The 21,338-nt window shown below is 73.5% G+C and carries 22 protein-coding genes; 11 read left to right on the top strand and 11 right to left on the bottom strand.

Annotated features, from left to right (window positions below; genetic code table 11):
- Nucleotides 1–18 precede the first annotated feature (18 nt).
- From ACZ6B1_RS13170 to ACZ6B1_RS13145, 6 genes are all read left to right on the top strand, one after another.
- The gene (locus ACZ6B1_RS13170; RefSeq protein ID WP_359549201.1) at nt 19–510 is read left to right on the top strand and encodes an Lrp/AsnC family transcriptional regulator; all 492 of its coding nucleotides are present in this window, start codon (nt 19–21) and stop codon (nt 508–510) included.
- A 33-nt stretch (nt 511–543) separates the two neighbouring features.
- On the top strand, nt 544–2,235 hold the full coding sequence (locus tag ACZ6B1_RS13165) for a DUF885 domain-containing protein (RefSeq protein WP_468777687.1): 1,692 nt from the start codon (nt 544–546) through the stop codon (nt 2,233–2,235).
- 168 nt (nt 2,236–2,403) lie between these two features.
- Nucleotides 2,404–3,078, top strand: coding sequence for a hypothetical protein (locus tag ACZ6B1_RS13160; protein WP_468777684.1), 675 nt, complete (start codon nt 2,404–2,406; stop codon nt 3,076–3,078).
- A gap of 183 nt (nt 3,079–3,261) precedes the next feature.
- Entirely contained in the window at nt 3,262–3,507 is a 246-nt protein-coding gene (locus ACZ6B1_RS13155) for a ferredoxin (RefSeq protein ID WP_468778548.1), read from the top strand.
- Complete coding sequence (locus tag ACZ6B1_RS13150) at nt 3,497–4,885, top strand: NAD(P)/FAD-dependent oxidoreductase (RefSeq protein WP_468777681.1); 1,389 nt, start codon at nt 3,497–3,499, stop codon at nt 4,883–4,885. The genes ACZ6B1_RS13155 and ACZ6B1_RS13150 overlap by 11 nt, the downstream gene beginning before the upstream one ends.
- A 35-nt stretch (nt 4,886–4,920) precedes the next feature.
- The gene (locus ACZ6B1_RS13145) at nt 4,921–6,153 is read left to right on the top strand and encodes a cytochrome P450 (protein ID WP_468777678.1); all 1,233 of its coding nucleotides are present in this window, start codon (nt 4,921–4,923) and stop codon (nt 6,151–6,153) included.
- A gap of 16 nt (nt 6,154–6,169) precedes the next feature.
- Here the strand turns inward: ACZ6B1_RS13145 and ACZ6B1_RS13140 are convergent, their stop codons facing one another.
- Complete coding sequence (locus tag ACZ6B1_RS13140) at nt 6,170–6,685, bottom strand: immunity 21 family protein (protein ID WP_468777676.1); 516 nt, start codon at nt 6,683–6,685, stop codon at nt 6,170–6,172.
- 37 nt (nt 6,686–6,722) lie between these two features.
- On the bottom strand, nt 6,723–7,196 hold the full coding sequence (locus ACZ6B1_RS13135; protein WP_468777674.1) for a rhodanese-like domain-containing protein: 474 nt from the start codon (nt 7,194–7,196) through the stop codon (nt 6,723–6,725).
- Nucleotides 7,197–7,290: 94 nt separating this feature from the next.
- On the opposite strand from ACZ6B1_RS13135, the gene ACZ6B1_RS13130 reads away from it, so the two are divergent.
- Nucleotides 7,291–7,737, top strand: coding sequence for an Lrp/AsnC family transcriptional regulator (locus tag ACZ6B1_RS13130; protein WP_468777672.1), 447 nt, complete (start codon nt 7,291–7,293; stop codon nt 7,735–7,737).
- Between the two features lie 5 nt (nt 7,738–7,742).
- Here ACZ6B1_RS13130 and ACZ6B1_RS13125 read toward each other — a convergent pair whose 3' ends face one another.
- From ACZ6B1_RS13125 to ACZ6B1_RS13105, 5 genes are all read right to left on the bottom strand, one after another.
- A complete protein-coding gene (locus tag ACZ6B1_RS13125; protein ID WP_468777670.1) occupies nt 7,743–10,733 on the bottom strand; it encodes an AAA family ATPase in 2,991 nt (996 codons plus the stop codon).
- Complete coding sequence (locus ACZ6B1_RS13120; RefSeq protein WP_468777668.1) at nt 10,730–11,893, bottom strand: exonuclease SbcCD subunit D; 1,164 nt, start codon at nt 11,891–11,893, stop codon at nt 10,730–10,732. Before ACZ6B1_RS13120 ends, ACZ6B1_RS13125 begins: the two co-directional genes overlap by 4 nt.
- A gap of 129 nt (nt 11,894–12,022) precedes the next feature.
- Nucleotides 12,023–12,649 (bottom strand): YigZ family protein, encoded by a 627-nt coding sequence (locus tag ACZ6B1_RS13115; protein ID WP_468777666.1) that lies wholly within the window; start codon nt 12,647–12,649, stop codon nt 12,023–12,025.
- A 60-nt stretch (nt 12,650–12,709) separates the two neighbouring features.
- Nucleotides 12,710–13,267 carry a SixA phosphatase family protein gene (locus ACZ6B1_RS13110; RefSeq protein WP_468777664.1) on the bottom strand — a complete coding sequence of 186 codons (558 nt, stop codon included), beginning with the start codon at nt 13,265–13,267 and terminating at the stop codon, nt 12,710–12,712.
- Nucleotides 13,264–14,055, bottom strand: a complete 792-nt coding sequence (locus ACZ6B1_RS13105; protein ID WP_468777662.1) for a hypothetical protein — start codon at nt 14,053–14,055, stop codon at nt 13,264–13,266. The genes ACZ6B1_RS13110 and ACZ6B1_RS13105 overlap by 4 nt, the downstream gene beginning before the upstream one ends.
- A gap of 142 nt (nt 14,056–14,197) precedes the next feature.
- Here ACZ6B1_RS13105 and ACZ6B1_RS13100 point away from each other — a divergent pair, with 142 nt between their 5' ends.
- From ACZ6B1_RS13100 to ACZ6B1_RS13090, 3 genes are all read left to right on the top strand, one after another.
- On the top strand, nt 14,198–14,605 hold the full coding sequence (locus tag ACZ6B1_RS13100; RefSeq protein ID WP_468778547.1) for a CoA-binding protein: 408 nt from the start codon (nt 14,198–14,200) through the stop codon (nt 14,603–14,605).
- 202 nt (nt 14,606–14,807) lie between these two features.
- The gene (locus tag ACZ6B1_RS13095) at nt 14,808–16,445 is read left to right on the top strand and encodes an APC family permease (RefSeq protein ID WP_468777660.1); all 1,638 of its coding nucleotides are present in this window, start codon (nt 14,808–14,810) and stop codon (nt 16,443–16,445) included.
- A 77-nt stretch (nt 16,446–16,522) separates the two neighbouring features.
- Nucleotides 16,523–17,758, top strand: a complete 1,236-nt coding sequence (locus ACZ6B1_RS13090) for a 4-hydroxybenzoate 3-monooxygenase (RefSeq protein ID WP_468777658.1) — start codon at nt 16,523–16,525, stop codon at nt 17,756–17,758.
- Nucleotides 17,759–17,816: 58 nt separating this feature from the next.
- Here ACZ6B1_RS13090 and ACZ6B1_RS13085 read toward each other — a convergent pair whose 3' ends face one another.
- The 3 genes from ACZ6B1_RS13085 to ACZ6B1_RS13075 all read right to left on the bottom strand — a co-directional run bounded on the left by ACZ6B1_RS13085 (nt 17,817) and on the right by ACZ6B1_RS13075 (nt 19,819).
- A complete protein-coding gene (locus tag ACZ6B1_RS13085) occupies nt 17,817–18,374 on the bottom strand; it encodes a YbaK/EbsC family protein (RefSeq protein WP_468777656.1) in 558 nt (185 codons plus the stop codon).
- 43 nt (nt 18,375–18,417) lie between these two features.
- On the bottom strand, nt 18,418–18,990 hold the full coding sequence (locus tag ACZ6B1_RS13080; protein WP_468777654.1) for an XRE family transcriptional regulator: 573 nt from the start codon (nt 18,988–18,990) through the stop codon (nt 18,418–18,420).
- 64 nt (nt 18,991–19,054) lie between these two features.
- Nucleotides 19,055–19,819, bottom strand: coding sequence for an acyltransferase (locus ACZ6B1_RS13075; RefSeq protein WP_468777652.1), 765 nt, complete (start codon nt 19,817–19,819; stop codon nt 19,055–19,057).
- 108 nt (nt 19,820–19,927) lie between these two features.
- On the opposite strand from ACZ6B1_RS13075, the gene ACZ6B1_RS13070 reads away from it, so the two are divergent.
- Entirely contained in the window at nt 19,928–20,455 is a 528-nt protein-coding gene (locus tag ACZ6B1_RS13070) for a gamma carbonic anhydrase family protein (protein ID WP_468777651.1), read from the top strand.
- 12 nt (nt 20,456–20,467) lie between these two features.
- Here ACZ6B1_RS13070 and ACZ6B1_RS13065 read toward each other — a convergent pair whose 3' ends face one another.
- Nucleotides 20,468–21,112: a DedA family protein gene (locus tag ACZ6B1_RS13065; protein WP_468777649.1), complete on the bottom strand. Its 645-nt coding sequence runs from the start codon at nt 21,110–21,112 to the stop codon at nt 20,468–20,470.
- Between the last annotated feature and the right edge of the window lie 226 nt (nt 21,113–21,338).

The following is a 21,338-nucleotide window of genomic DNA, read 5'->3' as shown; positions in this document are numbered from 1 at the left end:
CCGTGCTACGTTCGGCGCATGGCCGAATCTGTCGCACTGGATCCGGTGGATCTTCATCTGCTGCGGCTGCTGCAGAACGACGCCCGGACCACCTACCGCGATCTCGCCGCCCAGGTGGGGGTGGCGCCGTCGACGTGCCTGGACCGGGTGACCCGGCTGCGCCGCGCGGGCGTGATCCTCGGCCACCAACTGCGGCTCGACCCGGCCAAGCTGGGGCGCGGCCTGGAAGCGCTGCTGCTGGTGCAGGTGCGGCCGCACCGCCGCGAACTGGTGGGGCCGTTCGTGGAGCGGATCCGCGCACTGCCGGAGTCGCGGACGGTGTTCCATCTGACCGGTCCCGACGACTACCTGGTGCATGTGGCCGTGGCGGACATGGCCGATCTGCAGCGGCTTGTGCTGGACGGGTTCACCGCGCGGCGGGAGGTGGCCCGGGTGGAGACCCGGCTGATCTTCCAGCAGTGGGACTGCGGGCCGCTTCTGCCCCCGGCTGAATCCGGGATGCATGGGTGACGCAGGCACTGTCCGCGTATGAGGATGGGCGCCATGTCTGAGATCCAGATCCCGCTGCCCCGTCAGGTCGCCGACGCATACGTGGACGACCTCATCGCCCTCGACCCGGTCACCGGCACCTACCTCGGTGTGAAGGAGAGTTCGACCAGGCTGCCCGACTACTCCCCGGCCGGCCAGGAGGCCCTGGCGGAGCTGACGCGGACGACGCTCGCGAGGCTCGACGAGGCAGAGCGGCAGCCCGGTGCGGACAGTGACGTGGAACGTCGCTGCGGCCGGCTGCTGCGGGAGCGGCTCACCGCCGAACTGGCCGTGCACGAGGCCGACGAGCACCTGCGCGCGGTCGGCAACATGAGCACGCCGGGGCACTCGGTGCGGGAGGTGTTCACCGTGATGCCGGCGCAGACCGAGGAGGACTGGGCGGCGATCGCGGAGCGGCTGCGCGCGGTGCCGGCCGCGGTCGCGGGATACCGGGAGTCCCTGGAGCTGGGCCTGGAGCGCAAGCTGTACGCGGCGCCCCGGCCGACCGCGACGTACATCGGGCAGCTCTCCGAGTGGACGGACACCGACGGCAAGGGCCGAGGCTGGTACGAGGACTTCGCCGCGGCCGGTCCGGACGCGCTGCGCGCGGAACTGGACGAGGCGGCCCGCACGGCGACGGCCGCGCTGGCCGGGCTGCGGGACTGGATGCGGGACGTGTACGCGCCGGCCGTCGAGGGCGCGCCGAACACGGTGGGCCGCGAGCGGTACGCCCGCTGGGCCCGCTACTTCAACGGCACCGACCTGGACCTGGACGAGGCGTACGCGTACGGCTGGTCGGAGTTCCACCGCATCCTCGGCGAGATGAAGCTGGAGGCGGAGAAGATCCTGCCCGGCGCCGGGACGCCGTGGGTGGCGCTGGCGCACCTGGACGAGCACGGCCGGCACATCGAGGGTGTCGACGAGGTCCGCGAGTGGCTGCAGGGCCTGATGGACCGGGCCATCGCGGACCTGGACGGCACGCACTTCGACCTGGCCGAGCGGGTGCGGAAGGTGGAGTCGCACATCGCCCCGCCCGGCGGTGCCGCCGCCCCGTACTACACCGCTCCGTCGGAGGACTTCTCACGTCCGGGCCGGACCTGGCTGCCGACCATGGGCCTGACCCGGTTCCCGGTGTACGACCTGGTGTCCACCTGGTACCACGAGGGCGTGCCCGGCCACCATCTTCAGCTCGCGCAGTGGGCGCACGTGGCGAAGGACCTCTCCCGCTACCAGGCCACGGTCGGCGGGGTCAGCGCCAACGCGGAGGGCTGGGCGCTGTACGCGGAGCGGCTGATGGACGAACTGGGCTATCTGACGGACCCGGAGGAGCGGCTCGGTTACCTGGACGCGCAGATGATGCGCGCGGCCCGGGTGATCGTCGACATCGGCATGCACCTGGAGCTGGAGATCCCGGCGGACTCGCCGTTCCACCCCGGTGAGCGCTGGACGCCGGAGCTGGCGCAGGAGTTCTTCGGCTCCCACAGCAGCCGTCCGGCGGACTTCGTGGAGAGCGAGCTGACCCGGTACCTGACGATCCCGGGCCAGGCGATCGGCTACAAGCTCGGCGAGCGTGCCTGGCTGCTGGGCCGCGAGAACGCCCGTGCGCGGCACGGGGACGCCTTCGACCTGAAGGCCTGGCACATGGCCGCCCTCTCCCAGGGTTCCCTGGGCCTGGACGACCTGCTGGACGAGCTCTCCCGGCTCTGACCCGCGCCCGCCTCCCGTCCGGGACCCGCTCCGGGTCCCCTGGGCCCCCCGGCCCGCGGGCACCGGTCACGTCCGTGCGGCCGCTCGGCCGTCCGGACCTCCCCGGTGGCGTGCGCCGGGGCGAGGCCGCTTGCTGGTGCCCGGACTGTGCGACGGGAGGCGGCCGGCATGCGGGACATGGGACCCGGGCAGAAGGCGCTGGAGACACCGCGGGCCGCCGGGCTGGCGGGAGTGGTGTTCGCGGTGCTGCTGGCGGCGGCGATCGTGCTGGTCAGGCTGGGCGTTCCCGAAGGGGCCGACACGGTCACCGCGCAGGCGTTCTCCGATTCCGGGCGGCGGGACGCGGTGCGGTGGGCGCTCGACCTGGTCCCGTTCGCCGGGATCTTCTTCCTGTGGTTCCTCGGTGCCGTACGGGCTCATGTGGGTGAGGTCGAGGACAGGTTCCTCGCCACGGTCCTGCTCGGCAGCGGGCTGGTCTTCACCGCCACGATGTTCGGCGGCGCGGCGGCGGCCACCGGCGTGCTGGCGGTCGGCCGGTCCTCCGGGGGCACGCCCGACCTGGCCACGTGGGACTTCGGCCGCCATCTCGCGTACACACTGCTGACCGGGTACGCGATGCGGATGGCGGCCGTCTTCGTGTCCTCCCTGTCGGTGATCGGGCACCGGCTCGGCGTCCTGCCGCGCTGGCTCATGGTCCTCGGTGTCCTCACCTCCCTGACGCTGCTGTTCGTCTCGTCGAACGTCCCCTGGGCGGAACTGGTCTTCCCCGCCTGGTCGCTGGTGCTGAGCCTGCACATCCTCGTGAGCCGGCGCGCGAGGCCCGGTACTCCCGCGTCCGCGTGACACGACGACGCCGAACCGCCGTGCGCCGTACCGCGCGGAGTCCGCTCACCCGAACGGCTCGCCCGGCGCGCGGCTCCCCCGCCCGGCTTTCATGCTGGCCAGCGGGACATGACCGCCGTCCGGGGTGCCCGCACTGGGCGGGTCGTGAGCACCGGACCTGGCCACCGGAAGGGCGGAGCGTCGATGCGGCTCGTCGTCGATCTCAACAAGTGCCAGGGGTACGCGCAGTGCGCGTTCCTGGCACCGGACGTCTTCGCCATGCACGGCGAGGAGTCGCTGGTCTACAACCCCCGGGCGGACGAGGAACAGCGCGAGCGGCTGGCCCGGGCGGTCGCCGCCTGCCCGGTCCAGGCGATCACCGCCGACGGTCTGGACGGCCCGGCCGGCGGTGCGGCCGGATCCGTCGGGGAGGCGTCCGATGGCCGCTGACCACGTGGACTGGCTCCGGCGCGAGGGCCGGATCGTGATCGTCGGCGCCTCGCTGGCCGGACTGCGGGCCGCCGAGACGCTGCGCGCCGAGGGGTTCACCGGTTCGCTCACGATGATCGGTGACGAGCCGTACGAGCCGTACGACCGGCCGCCGCTGTCCAAGGCCGTGCTGCTGGGAAAGGCGTCCCCGCACCGCACCGAGCTGCCCCACCGCCGGGAGATCGACGCCAAGTGGCGGCTCGGCGTGGCGGCCACCGGCCTCGACCTGTCCGCCAAGCGGGTGCGGCTGGCCGACGGGGACGAGGTGGAGTACGACCGGCTGCTGATCGCGACCGGAGTGCGGGCCCGGCCCTGGTTCAACGAGGAGGAGGGCCGCCTGGACGGCGTCTTCCTGCTGCGCACCCGCGACGACGCGGCCCGGCTGCTGCAGCGGCTGAGGTCGGCGCGCCGGGTGTTCATCATCGGCGCCGGGTTCGCCGGTTGCGAGGTCGCCTCGGCGTGCCGGGAGATGGGCCTCGACGTCACCCTGGCGGAGCGGGCCGGAGCCCCGCTGGTGGGCGCGCTCGGCGGGGTGATCGGCGCTGTCGCCACCGAGCTGCAGACCGAGAACGGCGTGGACCTGCGCACCGGTGTCACGGTCACCGCGCTGGAGGGCGACCCGGCCGGCCGGGTGCGCGCCGTCCATCTGTCCGACGGGGGCAAGGTCGACACGGATGTCGTGGTGGTCTCGCTCGGTTCGCTGCGCAACACCGAGTGGCTGACCGGGTCGGGACTCGGCGCGGGACCGAGGGGCATCGCCTGCGACGCCGGCTGCCGGGCCTTCGACTTCCGGGGCATCGTCACCGACGACGTGTTCGTCGCGGGTGACGTCGCACGGTCGCCGCACGCGCTGTTCGGCTACCAGTTCCTCTCCCTCGAGCACTGGGGCAACGCCGTCGCCCAGGCGGAGACCGCCGCGCACAACATGATCTGCCGGGGCGCCGACCGGCGCCCGCACCTGTGGATGCCGGCCTTCTGGTCCTCGCAGTTCAGGGTGAACATCAAGTCCGTCGGCGTGCCGCCCATGGGCGACCAGATCATGATCACGCAAGGGTCGCTGGCCGAGCGCCGGTTCGTCGGTGTCTACGGGTACAAGGGCCGGGTGGTCGCCGCCGTCAGCTTCGACAACACCCGCTGGCTGGAGTTCTACCAGCGGCAGATCGAGCGGGGCGCACCGTTCCCGGTGGAGTACCCGACGGTGGACCGGCGCCCCGAGGGCCGGCAGCCGGTCGACGCAGACTTCCCCGACCCGTCCCTGCCGACCCACGGCCCCACCGTGACCCTGAGCGGCTACTCACCGGCCGACCAGCAACTGGTGTTCACCCCGGCCCACCACTGAACGCCGCCGTGGCCCCGACGCCCCAAGGACTTGTCATGACGCAGGCCTCACTGTTCCGCCGGATCACCGACTTCGCCAACCGCGCCGACCCGTATCCGCTGTACGAGGAGCTCCGCAGGACTCCGGTGCTGCACGAGGAGGACGACGGCCCGTACGTCATCAGCTCGTACTGGGACATCGAGGGCCTGCTCCACGATCCGCGGATCAGCTCCGACGCCGCCAACCTGGCCGCTGCCGGGGACGAGCTGGCCGAGGCGCAGAGCACCGGACTCCCCCCGTCCTTCCTCAGGCTGGACCCGCCCGAGCACGACCGGCTGCGGCGGATCGCCAACAGCGCCTTCGGGCCGCCCCACAAGCCGCGCCGGATCGAGTCCATGCGGGGCGAGCTGCACGAGATCGTCGGCGGGCTGATCGACGGCTTCGGCGAGGCACGCGAGATCGACCTGGTGGACCAGTTCGCGTACCCGTTCCCGGTCACGGTCATCTGCCGGCTGCTGGGGGTGCCCCGCGAGGACGAGCCGCGCTTCCGCTCCTGGGTCGATCCGCTCGTCGCCAGCCTGGACCCCGAGACGCGTGAGAGCGCGGACGAGGAGTTCGTCAAGGCGGCGCAGGAGGCGCGGATGCAGCTCGGCATGTACCTGGCCGGGCTGGTCGAACAGCGCACCAAGGATCCGCAGGACGACATGCTGTCCGACCTCGCCGACAGCCGCGGCCCGGAAGGCGCCATGACGATGATGGAGGTGATGAGCACCGCGGTGCTGCTGCTGATCGCCGGTCACGAGACGACGGTCAACCTCATCACCAACGGCATGCTCACCCTGCTGCGCCACCCGGACGTCCTGCGGCGGCTGCGGGAGGACCCGGGCCTCGCGGCCAACATCGTCGAGGAACTGCTGCGGTACGAGCCGCCGGTGCAGATCGTGCCGCAGCGCACCTGCATCGCCGACATCGAGGTGCGCGGGGTGACCATCCCCAAGGGCTCGCGCATCTGGCTCATGCTCGCCGCGGGCAACCGGGATCCGGAGCGGTTCAAGGACCCCGAGCGGTTCGACCCGGACCGCGGTGACATCCAGCACCTCGGCTTCGGCAGCGGCATCCACAGCTGCTTCGGTGCTCCGCTGGCCCGTCTGGAGACGCAGATCGCGCTGTCCGAACTGGCCCGGCGGCTGGACAACCCCCGTCTGGTCGAGGACCCGCCGCCCTACCGGCAGAACGCGGTGCTGCGCGGCCCGCGCCACCTGCGGATCGCCTTCGACGACCTGCGCTGACCCACGGCTCCCGGGGTCAGGAGGCGAGCCGTCTGAGCCGGACCAGGCCCAGCCAGATCTCCGGGCCCGGCTGGGCGTAGGCGGCGGTGACCGCGTACGGGCCCGGTGCCAGCGGGACGCGCAGGTGTCCCGCCCGGTCCGCCGCCCCGCCAGGCCGGGCGGCGTCGAACAGCACCACCGGGCCGGGCACCCGCCAGCGGACCTCGGGTTCCCACACGGCCGCGTCGAGCGCGGCGGGGACGTGGGCGAGCAGTTCGCGCTCGGAGTGCGCGGCGGACCAGCGTACGAAGACGCCCTGGTCGGGCAGGTAGGCGGTGGCGGCGGGTTCGTCACCGAGGACGAGGGCCGCGCTGTCGCCGACCGGGAGCAGGCCGGCGTACCCGTCCACCTCGCACGCGCGGTCGTAATCGGTGGCGAACTCCTCGCTGTCGGCGCCCGCCCAGAACGGCAGGACCGTCTCCGGCACGGCGATCAGGGGCCCTCCGCCCGACTCCACCCATTGCAGTGTGCCTGGATCCGCGTATCGAGACATGGGCAGAACCTACACGCACGGCGATCACCCGACGGGGTCAGCAGCCGCATGCGCCTTCGGCGGGCGCGGTCAGCGGGTCGGTCTCGCGCCGGTCTCCGCCCTGCCAGGTCTCGTAGGCGAAGCCCTCCCGCGCCCAGTACTCGAAACCGCCGAGCATCTCCTTGACCCGGTAGCCGAGTTCGGCGAGTGCGAGGGCGGCGCGGGCGGCGCCGTTGCAGCCTGGGCCCCAGCAGTACGTCACCACGGGCACGGCCTTGTCCAGGAGTCGCTCCGCCTGCTCGGGGATGAGCGCGGTGGGCAGGTGGACGGCGCCGGGGACGTGCCCCTGGTCCCAGGACTCGGTCGAGCGGGAGTCGACCACCACGAAGCCGGGATCGCCGCCGGCCGCGAGCGCGGCGGCGACGTCGGAGACGTCGGCGTGGAAGGCAAGCGAGGCCCGGAAGTGGGCGGCGGCCTCGGCCGGGGCGGCGGGGGCGACGCGCAGGACGGGGTTCACGTTGTCGGTGATCATGACGGGAAATCTATGGCCGCGGGCCCGTCCGGCGAAGGGGCGATCCCCGGGGTTCCGCTTGATCGGCCGGTGTTTTCCCTGCTATCCATCCGGCATGACCGTGTATTCCCCGGACGCCACCGACTGGCGCATCCTGGACGTCCTGCAGCGCGAGGGCCGGGCCAGCTACGCGGAGCTGGCGCGGGCCGTCTCGATGTCACCGAGCGCCGTCACCGAGCGGGTGCGCCGGCTGGAGGAGGCCGGCGTGATCCAGGGGTACGCGGCGGTCGTGGACCCCGAGCGGCTCGGCCTGCCGATCCTCGCCTTCGTCCGGCTCCGCTACCCGCACGGCAACTACAAGCCGTTCCACGACCTGGTGGCGGCGACGCCGGAGATCCTGGAGGCCCATCACGTGACCGGTGACGACTGCTTCGTCATCAAGGTCGCCGCGCGGTCGATGCCGCATCTGGAGGAGCTCTCCGGACGGATCGGCGGGCTGGGCTCGGTGACCACGAGCGTGGTGTACTCCTCGCCGCTCCCCCGGCGTCCGCTCGGCCACTGACCGGGTCAGCCGCCGCGCTGCCGCAGCGAGGATCCCGACCTGCCCTTGACCACCTCGAGCTGGGCGTGGACGCGGCGGCGCAGGTCGGCGACGTGACTGACGATGCCCACGCTGCGGTCGCGTTCGCGCAGCGTGTCGAGGACGTCCAGGACCTCGTCGAGGGTCTGGTCGTCCAGGCTGCCGAAGCCCTCGTCGATGAAGAGGGTGTCGAGGCGGACGCCGCCCGCCTCCTCGGTGACGACGTCGGCGAGGCCGAGGGCGAGGGCGAGGGAGGCGAAGAAGGTCTCACCGCCGGACAGGGTGGCGGTGTCCCGCTCACGGCCGGTCCACGCGTCGACGACGTGCAGGCCGAGGCCGCTGCGGCCGCGTCCGGTGCGGTCGTCGGAGTGGACGAGGGTGTAGCGGCCGGAGGACATGCGGTGCAGGCGAACGGTCGCGGCGGCGGCGACCTGCTCCAGGCGGGCCGCGAGCACGTAGGACTCCAGGCGCATCCGGCGTTCGTTGTCGGCGGAGGTGCCCGCGGTGAGCGCGGCCAGGCGGGCCACCCGGTCGTACTCCTCGCGCAGGGGCGCGAGCCGGCGCACCGCCTCGGCGGCGCGGGCGGAGAGCCGGTCCAGTTCGGTGCTGCGACGGTCCGCCGCGTCCCGTGCGGAGGCCGCCTCGCGCAGCCGTCGTGCCGCCTCGGCCGCCGTCCGTTCCGCGGCGTCCGGGTCGGCGGGGGGTTGCTGGGCGGCGGCAGCGGTGGCGGACTCCGCGAGCACGGCGCGTACCGCCGCTTCCTCGTTCTGCCGGGCGTCCAGGCGGTGCTGGAGCTCGCGGTGGGCCGCGTCGTCGAGGAGGGCGGCGGCCGCGGCCCGCGGGGTGTCGAAGCCGGCGCGGTAGGCGGCGTCGGCGAGGCGGGCGTCGGCGTCCTTGAGCCGCTGGGCGGCGTCCTCGGCGGCGCGGGCGGCGTCGGCTGCCTCGGTGAGCCGGGCCGTCCGCCGCTCCAGTTCCGCGGCCCGGGCGGCCACGCTGGGAGCGGACCCGCGCGCCTGGACCAACTCCTGCTCCAGTGAGGCCTGTTCGCGATCCAGGGTCTCGCGCCGGGTCAGGCGTGCGGCGGTGCGTACGGCGGCGCGCTGGCGCTCGTCGAGGCGCCGCTCGCGCTCCTGCTCGGCCCAGCGCAGCTCCTCGTGGGCGGCGTGCAGGGCGGAGGCCTCCCGGCGGGCGCTCGTGTACTCCCGCTCCAGCTCACCGGCCTCGGCGACGAGCCGCTCCGTCGGTGTGTCGCCGGCCTCGGCGGTGGCGGCGGCCAGCGCCTCGCGGACGACGCCGAGGCGCCGCTCGTCCTCGGCCTGCCGTTCCTCGGCCCGCCGGCAGTCGGTGAGGGCGCGCTCCTCGGTCTCCCGGTCGACGTGCCCGGCGGCCTTGCCGGCGGGCGCGGGGTGCTCGGTGGCTCCGCAGACGGCGCAGGGCTCGCCGTCGGCGAGCTGCGCGGCCAGCTCGGCGGCGATGCCGTCGAGTCGCTGTTCCTTGAGGTCGAGCCAGTGGGCGCGGGCGTCCACGGCCTGCTGCCGCGAGGCCAGCGCCCGGTCCCGGGCCCGCTCCAGGTCGGAGGCGAGCTCGTCCCGGGTGCGTGCCGCGGCGAGGCGCCGCTGCGCGGGTTCGCGCCGGACGGCGAGCTGTTCGGCGCGGGTGGCCGCCTCCTGGGTGGACTCGACGCGGGACCGCAGTGCGGCGCGGGTGGTGTCCCAGTCGGCGAGCCAGGCGTCGGCCTCGCGCAGCACGTCCTCGTCGGCGCGCTCCTGCTGGTCGAGACCGGCTCGCTCCTCGGCGGCCTCGGTGAGCCGCCGTTCGGCGCGCCGGGCCGATTCGAGGCCGCCGAGTTCCTCTGCGGCCCGGCGGGCGGCGGCCGCGAGGCCCGCGGGGCCGTCTCCGGCGTGGGGGCCGGGCAGGTCGACACGGGCGCGTGCCTCGGCCCTGGCGGCCTCGCGGTGCTCGTGCTCGGCCGCGTTCCGCAGGTCCAGCGCGGGCGAGACCGTCTCGGCCTTGCGCGCACGCGCCATCCGCGCCTGTGCCTCGTGGTGCGCGTCGGCCCCCTCCCGGAGGCGTTCGGCCCGCTGTCGTGCCTCGGCGAACCGGCTCTGCAGCCGGGCGAGTTCGCGTGCCTCGTCGAGGGCGTGCCGGGCCGCGTCATGGGCGGACTCGGCGGCGAGGAGGCGGCACCGGGCGACGGTGAGGTGCTCGCGCGCGGTGCTGCGGGCCAGGGCGGCGGCCTCGAGCACGGCCTCGGCGAGACCCGGCTCCCCGGGGCTCAGCTCGGGCAGCTCCATCGCGTCGCCCGCCTCCTGCTGCATGCGGTGGGCGTCGGCGAGCAGCGCGGCGTCGCCTTCGCGCACCCGGGCCTCGCTCGCGCGCCGGCGCTCCGCGAGCCGCTTCTCCACGTCGGCGAAGCGCTGGGTGTCGAAGAGGCGGCCGAGCAGCCGGCCCCGGGCCTCGGCGTCGGCGCGCAGGAAGCGTGCGAAGTCGCCCTGGGGCAGCAGGACCACCTGGCAGAACTGCTCGCGGCTCATGCCGAGGAGCTGGGTGATCTCCTCGCCGATCTCCTGGTGGGAGCGGCTGAGGTCCTTCCAGGTGCCGGCCGGGGCGTCGTACTCGCGCAGCCAGGTCTGCGCCTTGTCGACGGTCGTGCCGGTGCCGCGCAGCTTGCGCCGCTCCCAGGGCGGCTGCCGGGTGATCTCCAGGCGCCGTCCGGCGACGGTGAGTTCGAGGCGGATCTCGGTGCGCGTGCCCGGTTCGGCGTGGTCGCTGCGCAGGTTCATGCCCTGGCCGGTCTGCCGGCCGCCGGGCACGGTGCCGTAGAGGGCGTAGCAGACGGCGTCCAGGACGGAGGTCTTGCCCGCGCCGGTGGGGCCGTGCAGCAGGAAGAGACCGGCGCTGGAGAGCGCGTCGAAGTCGACGCGCTGGGAGCCGCCGAAGGGCCCGAAGGCGGTGATGTCGAGCCGGTGCAGCCTCACCGGGCCACCTCCCGCACCGCGTCGTGGGCGCGCACCGCGTCGAAGGCGTCGCGGAGCACGGCCGCCTCCCGCTCGTCGGGGCCGGCGCCGCGCACATGGGCGACGAAGTCCTCGGCGATCTCCTGGTCGCCGCGGCCGGCGAGCCGCCGGGCGTACGACACCCGCGGGTCGTCGGGCTCCCGGTCCGGGGCGAAGACCAGGCTGAGGGTGTGCGGGAAGCGCTCGGCGAGGCGGGCCATGGGGTCGGCCGGGCGGACCGGGTCGGTGAGGGTGGCCTCGATCCAGGCGTCCTCGTGGCGGGCGAGACCGGGGTCGGCGAGCAGCTCCTCCAGGGTGCCCCGGAGGCGGGCCAGCGGGCGCGGCACCGGGCAGTCGAGGCGCTCGGCGGTGACGGAGCCGTCGGCGGCCAGGTCGACGAGCCACATGCTCTTGCGGTGCTCGGCCTCGGAGAAGGAGTAGGCGAGCGGGGAGCCCGAGTAGCGCACCCGCTCGGTGAGGGTCTGGCAGCCGTGCAGATGTCCGAGCGCCACGTAGTCGACGCCGTCGAAGACACCGGCCGGTACGGCGGCCACCCCGCCGACCGTGATGTCCCGTTCGCTGTCGCTGGCCCGGCCGCCGGTGACGAAGGCGTGGGCGAGGACGACGGAACGCGTGCCCCGCGCGCGGCCGGCGAGGTCGGCGCGGACCCGCTGCATGGCGGCGGCCAGCACGGCCTCGTGGCCCGCCCTCTCCACCGCGAACTCCTCCTTCACCAGGGCGGGTTCGAGGTACGGCAGACCGTAGAAGGCGACGTCCCCGTGGGCGTCGCGCAGCACGACCGGTGTGCCGACGGCGGAGGGCTCGGTGCGCAGATGGATGCCCGCGCGGTCGATGAGACCGGCGCCGACACCGAGACGGCGGGCCGAGTCGTGGTTGCCGGAGATCATCACCGTGGGCACCCCGAGCTCCGCGAGGCGGTGCAGGGCGTCGTCGAAGAGCTCGACCGCGGCGAGCGGGGGCACCGCGCGGTCGTACACGTCACCGGACACGACCACCGCGTCGACCGCGTGCTCACGCACGGTGGCGACGAGGTGCCCGACGAACCCGGCCTGGGCGCCGAGCATGTTCACCCGGTGGAAGGCCCGGCCCAGGTGCCAGTCGGACGTGTGCAGGAGTCTCATGATCCCCGAGACTAACGGCCAGGTCCGACATCACGGGCGGTTACTCCCGTATCAGCCCGTCATGACCCGCCCCACATGCGGGGGTCATGCCCGATTCGGGCTGAACTTCCGTTATGGGAGCGGTGAACGTCACGCGTCCCCGTAGGCCTCCCCGCCCAGTTCGAGGGCGGCCGTGCCCGCCGTCGCGTCGGCCAGCCAGGCGCGGAACGCGTCGACGTCGGCGTCCGGCAGACCGATCTCGATGGTGACGGCCTCGCCGTAGCGGACGTCCCGGACCTCGCGTCCGGTGGCGCGCAGGTCGTTCTGGACCTTGCCCGCGCGCTGGTGGTCGACGGTCAACGTGGCGAGCCGGAACCGGCGCCGGGTGATCGTGCCGAGCGCGTCCAGGGCCTCGCCGACGGAGCCGCCGTAGGCCCGGATGAGACCGCCGGCGCCGAGCTTGACGCCGCCGTAGTAGCGGGTGACGACGGCGACCACGTACCGCATGTCGCGGCGCAGCAGCATCTGCAGCATCGGGACGCCGGCCGTGCCGCCCGGCTCGCCGTCGTCACTCGCCTTCTGGACGGCCGCGTCGGCGCCGATGACGTACGCCCAGCAGTTGTGCGAGGCGTCGGCGTGCTCCTTGCGGACGGCCGCGAGGAACTCCTGGGCCTCCCGCTCGGTGGCCGCCGGGGCGAGGGCGCACAGGAAGCGGGAGCGGTTGATCTCGGTCTCGTGCACGCCCGCGCGGGCGACTGTGCGGTACTCGTCCTGCATCCCGCCAGCCTATGCGAGCACCGCTCCGACCCTCTCCGCGGTGCGGGCCGCGCGCTCCGGCTACCCCTTCTTCTTCCCCTCCTTCTTCCCGCGCGGCACGGTGAACAACGTCAGCAGGGCGGCGCCCGGGACGAGGGCCGGCCAGCCGGTGCCGCGCCAGGCCAGCACGGCCAGCGCGGAGGTCGGGAACTTCGCGCGCAGCCGCTCGAGGCTGTCGTCGAGACCGTCCCCGGCCAGTGCCAGTACCAGTTCCTCGAGACCCGGGTTGTGCCCGACCAGCAGGAGGGTCTCCACCTCGCGCGGCGTCTCGCGCACGGCCGCCATCAGGTCCGGCACGGCGGACGCGTACAGCCTAGGGTCGTAGCGGACCGGGGGCGGGGTGCCCCACTGGGCGGAGGCCAGCTCCCAGGTGCGGCGGGCGCGTACGGCGGTGGAGCACAGGGCGAGGTCGGGCAGACAGTCGGCCTCGGCGAGCGCGCGGCCCGCGGCCGGGGCGTCCCGCAGTCCGCGCGGCGCCAGTGGACGCCGGTGGTCCGCGACCCCCTCCGGCCAGGCGGACTTGGCGTGCCGCAGCACGACGAGCCGCCGCAGCGGGCCCGCGCCCGCCCGCTCGATCACCCGAGGCTCCCGAGGTCCCGCGGAAGGTCCAGGGCGAGCAGGCGGTCGGCGTACGCGTACGTCTCGAACCGGGCCCCGTCCGGGATGTCGGGGGCGCGCTCCACATCGCGCAGCACGTCCAGCACACCGGGCAGATCGAGATCGTCCTCCCAGGCGGCCCGCAACCGCGTCCGCACCTCCTCCGGGACCGGGCGCGAGGGCTGCCGCGCCCAGACGGCCACGGCACGCCGCCACCGGGCGAGCGTCCGCGCCGCATCACCCAGCCGTTCGGTGTCCAGCGTCGCGGGTGTGCCGCGCGGGACGGAGAGGAGGGCAAGGCGCAGGGCGCCGGTGTCCGCGTCGGCGCAGAGCAGGGCACGCAGCGCCGCGTCGGAGGCGGAGGCGTCGCACGGCGCTGTCGTGGCCGGCCCCGGCGGCTCCCCGCTCCAGGTCACCGGAGCGACGGCCAGCACCGTCCCCCCGCCCGTCGCCGCGTCCCGCTCCGCCATGACATGCAGGACCTGGGCCTCCCCCAGGCCCGACGCGAGGTCGCGGCCGTCCTCGAAGGGGCGGATGGACAGGGTGGTGGCGGCCGCGCGGAGTTCGGCGAGCCGGTGGGGCGCGGTGAGGATGGTCCAGACGGGGGTGCCGCCGAGTTCCAGGGCGCGGACGAGGACATCGGCGGTGAGCAGGACCCGCAGGGCCGTCAGGTCGAGGCCTGAGGCGTAGGCCTCGATCCGGGTCAGGCCGCGGCGGGCGGGCGCGGCGGAGACGGACTCACCGGTTCGGGCGTCGAGGATGCGCAGCACGGCCCGAGCGTAGGCGCGGCGGCGGCCTTACGCGGGCACCTTGCGCCGATTCCGGACACCGTGGCGGGGAACCGGGGGGAATCAGCACCCGGTGGGTGCTGTTGCCCCGACGACAGTTCCCCCGCAGCCCGAGGAGGCGGCCGTGCACGGCGACGAGGCGACGATCCGCAGGATCCTGACCGAACTGGGAGACACCTGGGCCGTGGTCGGCCTGTCCGCGAACCAGCGGCGGGCGGCCTACGGGGTGGCGCGGGTGCTGCAGCGGTTCGGCAAGCGGATCGTGCCGGTGCACCCGAAGGCGGAGACGGTGCACGGCGAGCGGGGTTACGCCTCCCTCGCGGAGATCCCCTTCGAGGTCGACGTCGTGGACGTGTTCGTCAACAGCGAGCTGGCCGGCGCGGTCGCCGACGAGGCGGTGAAGAAGGGCGCGAAGGCGGTGTGGTTCCAGCTCGGGGTCGTGGACGAGGACGCCGGGGAGCGGGTCCGGGCCGGGGGGCTGGACATGGTGATGGACCGCTGTCCGGCGATCGAAATTCCCCGCCTGCAATGAGCTGTCTCACCTTCTTCTCACAATTCACCGCTGAATATTGACATTCCACCTGGGCCTTGACCTGTGGGAAGACTGTTGCCAAGACAGTCAAGATCCCGGGTCAAGTTTTGGGAAACAGTCTTTTGCGGCGGCGGAACGCGTTCCTAGCCTGTGGCCTCCATGCTCGTTTTTTCCACGTTCACGATCTGAGAGGCCACCAGACATGGTGAAAGTCGACCATGCCGTGCCACAGGCCACGACGGAGTCCGGCGGTCTGCGCCGGGACGTCGGGCTGATCGGACTGATGTGGGCCTCGGTGGGCTCCATCATCGGCTCCGGCTGGCTGTACGGAGCCGAGAAGGCGGTGGTCGTGGCCGGCCCCGCGGCGATCATCTCGTGGGTGATCGGCGCGGTCGCCATCGTCCTGCTGGCGCTCGTGCACGCCGAACTCGGCGGCATGTTCCCGGTCGCCGGCGGCACCGCCCGCTATCCGCACTACGCCTTCGGCGGCCTGGCCGGCATGTCGTTCGGCTGGTTCGCCTGGCTGCAGGCGGCCACCGTGGCCCCGATCGAGGTCGAGGCCATGATCGGTTACGCCGGTCACTGGGGCTGGGCCCAGGGCCTGCAGCACGCCGACGGCACGCTGACGGCCGGCGGTCTCGTCACCGCCGTCGTCCTCATGGCCGTCTTCGTCGGCGTCAACTTCTTCGGCGTCCGGGCCCTGGCCCACACCAACAGCGCCGCGACCTGGTGGAAGATCGCGGTCCCGCTCGGGGCGATCTTCATCATCGCCGTGGGCAACTTCCACCCCGGCAACTTCACCTCGGAGGGCTTCGCGCCCTTCGGCGCCAAGGGCGTGCTCGGCGCGATCAGCTCCAGCGGCATCATCTTCGCGCTGCTCGGCTTCGAGCAGGCGATCCAGCTCGCGGGCGAGAGCCGCAACCCCAAGCGCGACCTGCCGCGGGCGACCCTCGGGTCGGTGGCGATCGGCGCCGTGATCTACATCCTGCTGCAGGTCGTGTTCATCGGCGCGCTGCCGCACACCTCCTTCGCGCACGGCTGGGCCAAGCTGGACTTCGCCGGCATCAGCGGCCCGTGGGCGGGTCTGGCGACCCTGGTGGGCCTGGGCTGGCTGGGCTGGGTGCTCTACGTCGACGCGATCATCTCCCCCGGCGGCACCGGCCTGATCTACACGACCGCCACCTCGCGCGTCTCCTACGGCCTGGCCAAGAACGGCTACGCGCCCAAGGCGTTCGCGAAGACCGACGCGCGCGGCGTGCCGTGGTTCGGCCTCATCATGTCCTTCGTGACCGGCGTGGTCTGCTTCCTGCCGTTCCCGAGCTGGCAGGAACTGGTCGGCTTCATCACCTCGGCGAGTGTGCTGATGTACGCGGGCGCGCCCCTGGCGTACGGCGTCTTCGCCGACCGGCTGCCGCACCACGAGCGCCCCTACCGGCTGCCCTTCGGCAAGGTGATCTCGCCGCTGTCGTTCGTGGTCGCCAACCTCATCATCTACTGGGCCGGCTGGGACACCCTGTGGCGGCTGGGCTTCGCCATCCTGCTCGGCTACGTCCTGCTCGGCTCCTACGCCTGGTACGCCATCCGCAGGAACCTGCCCGACGCGCCCCGGCTGGACTTCAGGGCCGCGCAGTGGCTGCCCGGCTACCTGCTGGGCCTCGGCGTGATCTCCTGGCTGGGCGGCTTCGGCGGCCGTGGCTACATCGGCCTGTGGTGGGACATCGTGGTCGTCGCGGCCTTCTCGCTCGGCGTCTACTACTGGGCCAAGGCCACCGCGTCGAAGACCGAGGCGATCGAGCGCAGCATCGAGGAGGTCGTGGTCACGGACGCCCCGGCGCACTGACCCGCTCCCGGACACCGGTGTCCCGCCGGCCGCGGCTGCCCACGCCGCGGCTGACGGGACACCGTCATAATGCGGAGGTGACAGACCCTTCCCCCCACTTCAACTCCGCGCCCGGCGACGGCCGTACGGAAGACCGTACGGTCGTCGTCGTGGGCGCCGGGCCCGCCGGGCTCACCATCGCCGCCCTGCTGCGGGCCGCCTCCGTCGACTGCGTGGTCCTGGAGACCGAGAGCAGGGAGTTCATCGAGACCCGGCCCCGGGCGGGCATCCTCGAGGAATGGGCGGTCCGCGAACTCGAGCGGCGGGGCCTGGCGAAGCGCCTGCTCGAGCGCGCCGAGTCGCACGACGCCTGCGAGTTCCGCTTCGACGGCGAGCGGTACCGCTTCCCCTACGGAGACCTGACGGGCCATCACCACTACGTGTACCCGCAGCCGCTGCTGGTGACGGACCTGGTGCGGGAGTACGCCGACGCCCGCGGCGGCGACATCCGCTTCGGCGTGCGCGACGTACAACTGCACGATCTGGACTCGGACCGTCCCGCGGTGTCGTACCGGTGCCCGCGGACCGGTGAACGGCTGGTGCTGCGCTGCGACTTCGTCGCCGGCTGCGACGGTGCGCGGGGGGTGACGCGGGACGCGGTACCGCCGGAGCGGACCCGGATCGCCCGGCAGGACGACGGCATCGGCTGGCTGGCGCTGCTCGCCGAGACCCCGCCCTCCTCCGACTGCGTCGTGTTCGGCGTCCATCCGCGCGGTTTCGCCGGGCACATGCCCCGCAGCCCCGAGGTCACCCGCTACTACCTGCAGTGCCCGCCCGGCGACGATCCGGAGAACTGGCCGCACGACCGGGTCTGGGCCGAGCTGCGGACCCGGCTCGGGGCGGCCGGGGCACCACCGCTCACCGAGGGGCGGCTGATCGAGAAGCGGGTGCTGGACATGCACCACTACGTCGTCGAACCCCTGACCCACGGGCGGCTGTTGCTGGCCGGTGACGCCGGTCATCTCACGGCGCCGATCGCGGCCAAGGGCATGAACCTGGCCCTGCACGACGCGTTCCTGCTGGGCGACGCGCTCGCCGGGTACGTCACCCGGGGCGACGGGAGCGGTCTGGCGGGCTACTCGGCGGCGGCGCTGCGCCGGGTCTGGGACTACCAGGAGTTCTCGCAGTGGCTGTCGGACATCTACCACGGGGTGGCGTCCGGCGATCCGTTCCGGGCCGGCACCACACTGGCCCGGCTGCGCCGGCTGTTCAGCTCGCCCGCCGCCGCCACGGCGTTCGCCGAGCAGTACCTGGGCTCGGCCGGCACGTTCTGAGCGCGGGGACGGGCGGTGCCGGGCCCGCGTCCGGCGCCGGTCCGTCCTCGTTCCGGTGTCAGGCGGTGCCGAGTCCTTCGAGCACCACCGCTCCGGGCAGTTCCGCGAGCGCCTTGCCCGGCACCAGCAGCTTGCCGCGCCGGCGCCCGCTGCCCACCAGGACGTACGGCAGGTCGGCCACGGCCGCGTCGACCAGGACCGGCCAGCCGGCGGGCAGTCCGATCGGGGTGATGCCGCCGTACTCCATGCCGGTCTCGCCGGTCGCGGTGTCCATCGAGGCGAAGGAGGCCTTGCGGGCGCCGAGTTGGCGGCGCACCACGCCGTTGACGTCGACCCGGGTGGTGGAGAGCACCAGACAGGCGGCAAGGGTGGTCTCCCCGCCCCGCTTGCCCGCGACCACCACACAGTTCGCCGACCGCTCCAGCAGGTCGCGGCCGTAGTGCTCCACGAAGACGGCCGTGTCGGCCCAGCGCGGGTCGGTGTCCACCCAGACGATCCGGTCGGCGGGGACGCTGCCCCGCCAGTGGCGCACGGCGTCGGCGACCGGCGCCGTCAGCTCGTCCAGGCAGTCGGGGGCGGGAACGGCGGTCTCGAAGTCTCCGATGGGTGCGCGCATGGCCGCACGCTAACAAGACGCCCCCGGCCGGTGTACCGATGTCTCAGTGAACGGGCGGCACCGAGACGGCCATCATCATCTCCATCGGCACGTCGCCCCGGTTGCCGTACAGATGCGGCACGTTGGCCTCGAAGGAGGCGCTGGCGCCGGCCGGGACGCGGTACTCCTCGCCGTCCACGGTGAGCGTCAGCTCGCCCGCGGTGACGTGGACCAGTTCCACGGTTCCGGCGGGGTGCGGTTCGGAGGGGCTGCTCTCGCCCGGCATCAGCCGCCAGTCCCAGATCTCCAGCGGCCCGGGCGCCTCGGTCCCGGCGAGCAGCCGGTTGTAGCTGCCGGCCTCGGTGTGCCACAGCCGCACGGCGCGCTCGGCGGGGACGATGCGGACCTTCGGGCCCCGCTCGTAGTCGAGGAGGGTGGTGACACTCACCCCGAGCGCGTCGCCGATCTTGACGACGGTGCCGATGCTCGGGTTGGTGCGGGCCTGCTCGATCTGGATGAGCATGCCGCGGCTGACTCCGGCCCGGGCGGCGAGGACGTCCAGTGTGAAGCCGCGCACGGCACGCCAGTGCCGCACGTTGCGGGCCAGGGACTGGGTCAGGAGTTCGAGGTCCGACACGATCCGTCCAATGTCCGGGGTTCAGCAAACTGTACTGAGCAGTATCCCCCGGCGACCGGTCGCGTCAGCCCTCGGCCTCCAGCCGCGCCAGCTCCTCGACCCCCTCCTCGTCCAGGTCGGCGAGCGCGCGCAGCTGCTGCGGGGTGATCCCCTCCGGCGGCGGCACCGGGGCCGGGGTCCGCAGCGGCGGCTGCCAGCCGCCGTCGGGCGTCCAGCGCCGTACGACCCGGGCGGGCGCCCCCGCCACCACGGCGTGGTCGGGCACCGTGCCGCGCACCACCGCACCGGCCGCCACCACCACGTTCCGGCCGATCCGCGCACCGGGCAGGATCACCGCGCCGGTGCCGATCCAGCAGCCGGGGCCGATCTCCACCGGCTCCATGCGCGGCCACTGCCTGCCGATGGGCTCGTGCGGGTCGTCGTAGGAGTGGTTGGTGGAGGTGACGTAGACGTACGGCCCGAAGTAGCAGTCGCTGCCGATGGTGACCGTCGTGTCGGCGATGACGTGGCTGCCGCGGCCGAGGACGACCCCGTCGCCGATGCGCAGGATCGGGTCGGGACCGAGGTCGAGGTCCGGCATCAGGCCGGCGGTCAGCGTGACCTGCTCGGCGATGATGCAGTGCGAGCCGATGTGGATCCAGGGCTCGCCGAAGACCGTGCCCAGCGGGAAGGCCAGCCTGGTGACCGGTCCCAGCGAGCCGAAGCGGAACCTCCCGGGGTGCTCCGCACTGACGGAACCCGCGCGCTGCGCCCACGCCCAGGCCGCGTGGACGGCGCGCTGGGCGAGGCCCCGCCGCCGGGATGAGAACGTGTTCTTGCGCTTCGGCACGGGCTCACGTTACTCAGCGGGCGCCCCGGGCGAGGGCGTGGGCCGCTGTGATCTTTGCCCCAGTCCTGACGTACCGTGCGCAGTACTACGGCGGACGAGGAGACGGTGATGACGCACAAGGCGCTGATCGTGGGCATCGCAGGGAAGGAACCGCGGGTCGACGCGGAGGCGTTCGTGGCGCCGACGGCCTCGGTGATCGGGGACGTCACGCTGCGCGCGGGGGCCAGTGTCTGGTACGGCGCCGTGGTGCGCGGGGACGTCGAGCGGATCACCGTGGGCGCCGACGCGAACGTGCAGGACAACGTCACGCTGCACGCCGACCCCGGCTTCCCGGTGACCGTCGGGGAGCGGGTCTCCATCGGGCACAACGCGGTGGTGCACGGGGCGACCGTGGAGGACGACTGCCTGATCGGAATGGGGGCGACCGTGCTGAACGGGGCGGTGATCGGGGCGGGCTCGCTGGTCGCGGCCCAGGCACTGGTCCCGCAGGGGATGGTCGTGCCGCCGGGATCACTGGTGGCGGGGGTGCCCGCCAAGGTGCGGCGGGAGCTGTCCGAGGAGGAGCGGCAGGGGGTCACCCTCAACGGCACGCTGTACGCGGAGCTGGCGAAGACCCATCGCGGGGTGCACGAGTAGGTCCCGGGCGGCTCACTCCCCGGCGGGCACCGGCTCCGGCTCCCTTGCCTGCGCCTGGGCCTTCTTGGCGCGGCGCTTGATGACCAGCATCGACGCCAGCCCGATCAGGACCGCCGCGGCCAGGCCAAGGTAGGAGAAGCGCTTCAGCCAGTCCTCGGCGACGACGCCCACGTAGTAGATGACGGCGGTGGTGCCGCCGGCCCAGCAGATGCCGCCGAGGACGTTGGCGATCAGGAACTTCCAGTACGGCATGTGGAGCACGCCCGCGAGCGGTCCGGCGAAGATGCGCAGCAGGGCGACGAAACGGCCGAAGAACACGGCCCACATGCCCCACTTCTCGAAGGACCGCTCGGCGGTGGCGACGTGGCCCTCGCCGAAGTGCCTCGGGAACTTTCTCCCCAGCCAGGCCAGCAGCGGGCGTCCGCCCTTGCGGCCGATCGCGTAGCCGATGGAGTCGCCGATGACGGCACCGGCGGTCGCGCAGGTGCCGAGCACGACGGGGTTGATGCCCGTGTGCTGGGAGGACATCAGCGCCGCCGAGACCAGGACGATCTCGCCCGGCAGCGGGATGCCCAGGCTCTCCAGGCCGATCACCAGGGCCACCACGGCGTAGACGGCGGCCGCGGGCACCGTGTCGAGCCATTCCTGGACGTGCACCGGCGGTTCCTCCCGAGTCGCTGTCCCTGTCGTCACGCGGGGCGTGGCTTGCGCAGCGCGCCCCAGGGGAAGGCTACCTGGTCGGCACAGAACGGCGGCCTGCGCGCACGGGCCGCACGGCACCACCGCGCCCTCGCCCCGTCGCTTCCCGGCCACCCCGGTGTCACGCGGGAGGGAAAGGCTCCCCCAGGTTCCGCCGGTCCGCCTCCCCCCTTGGCCCCCGCCG

The sequence above is a fragment of the Streptomyces sp. NPDC041129 genome, from assembly GCF_055592265.1.
Note: the sequence above shows the minus strand (reverse complement) of the source record. Positions and strands in the feature narration are given on the sequence as shown.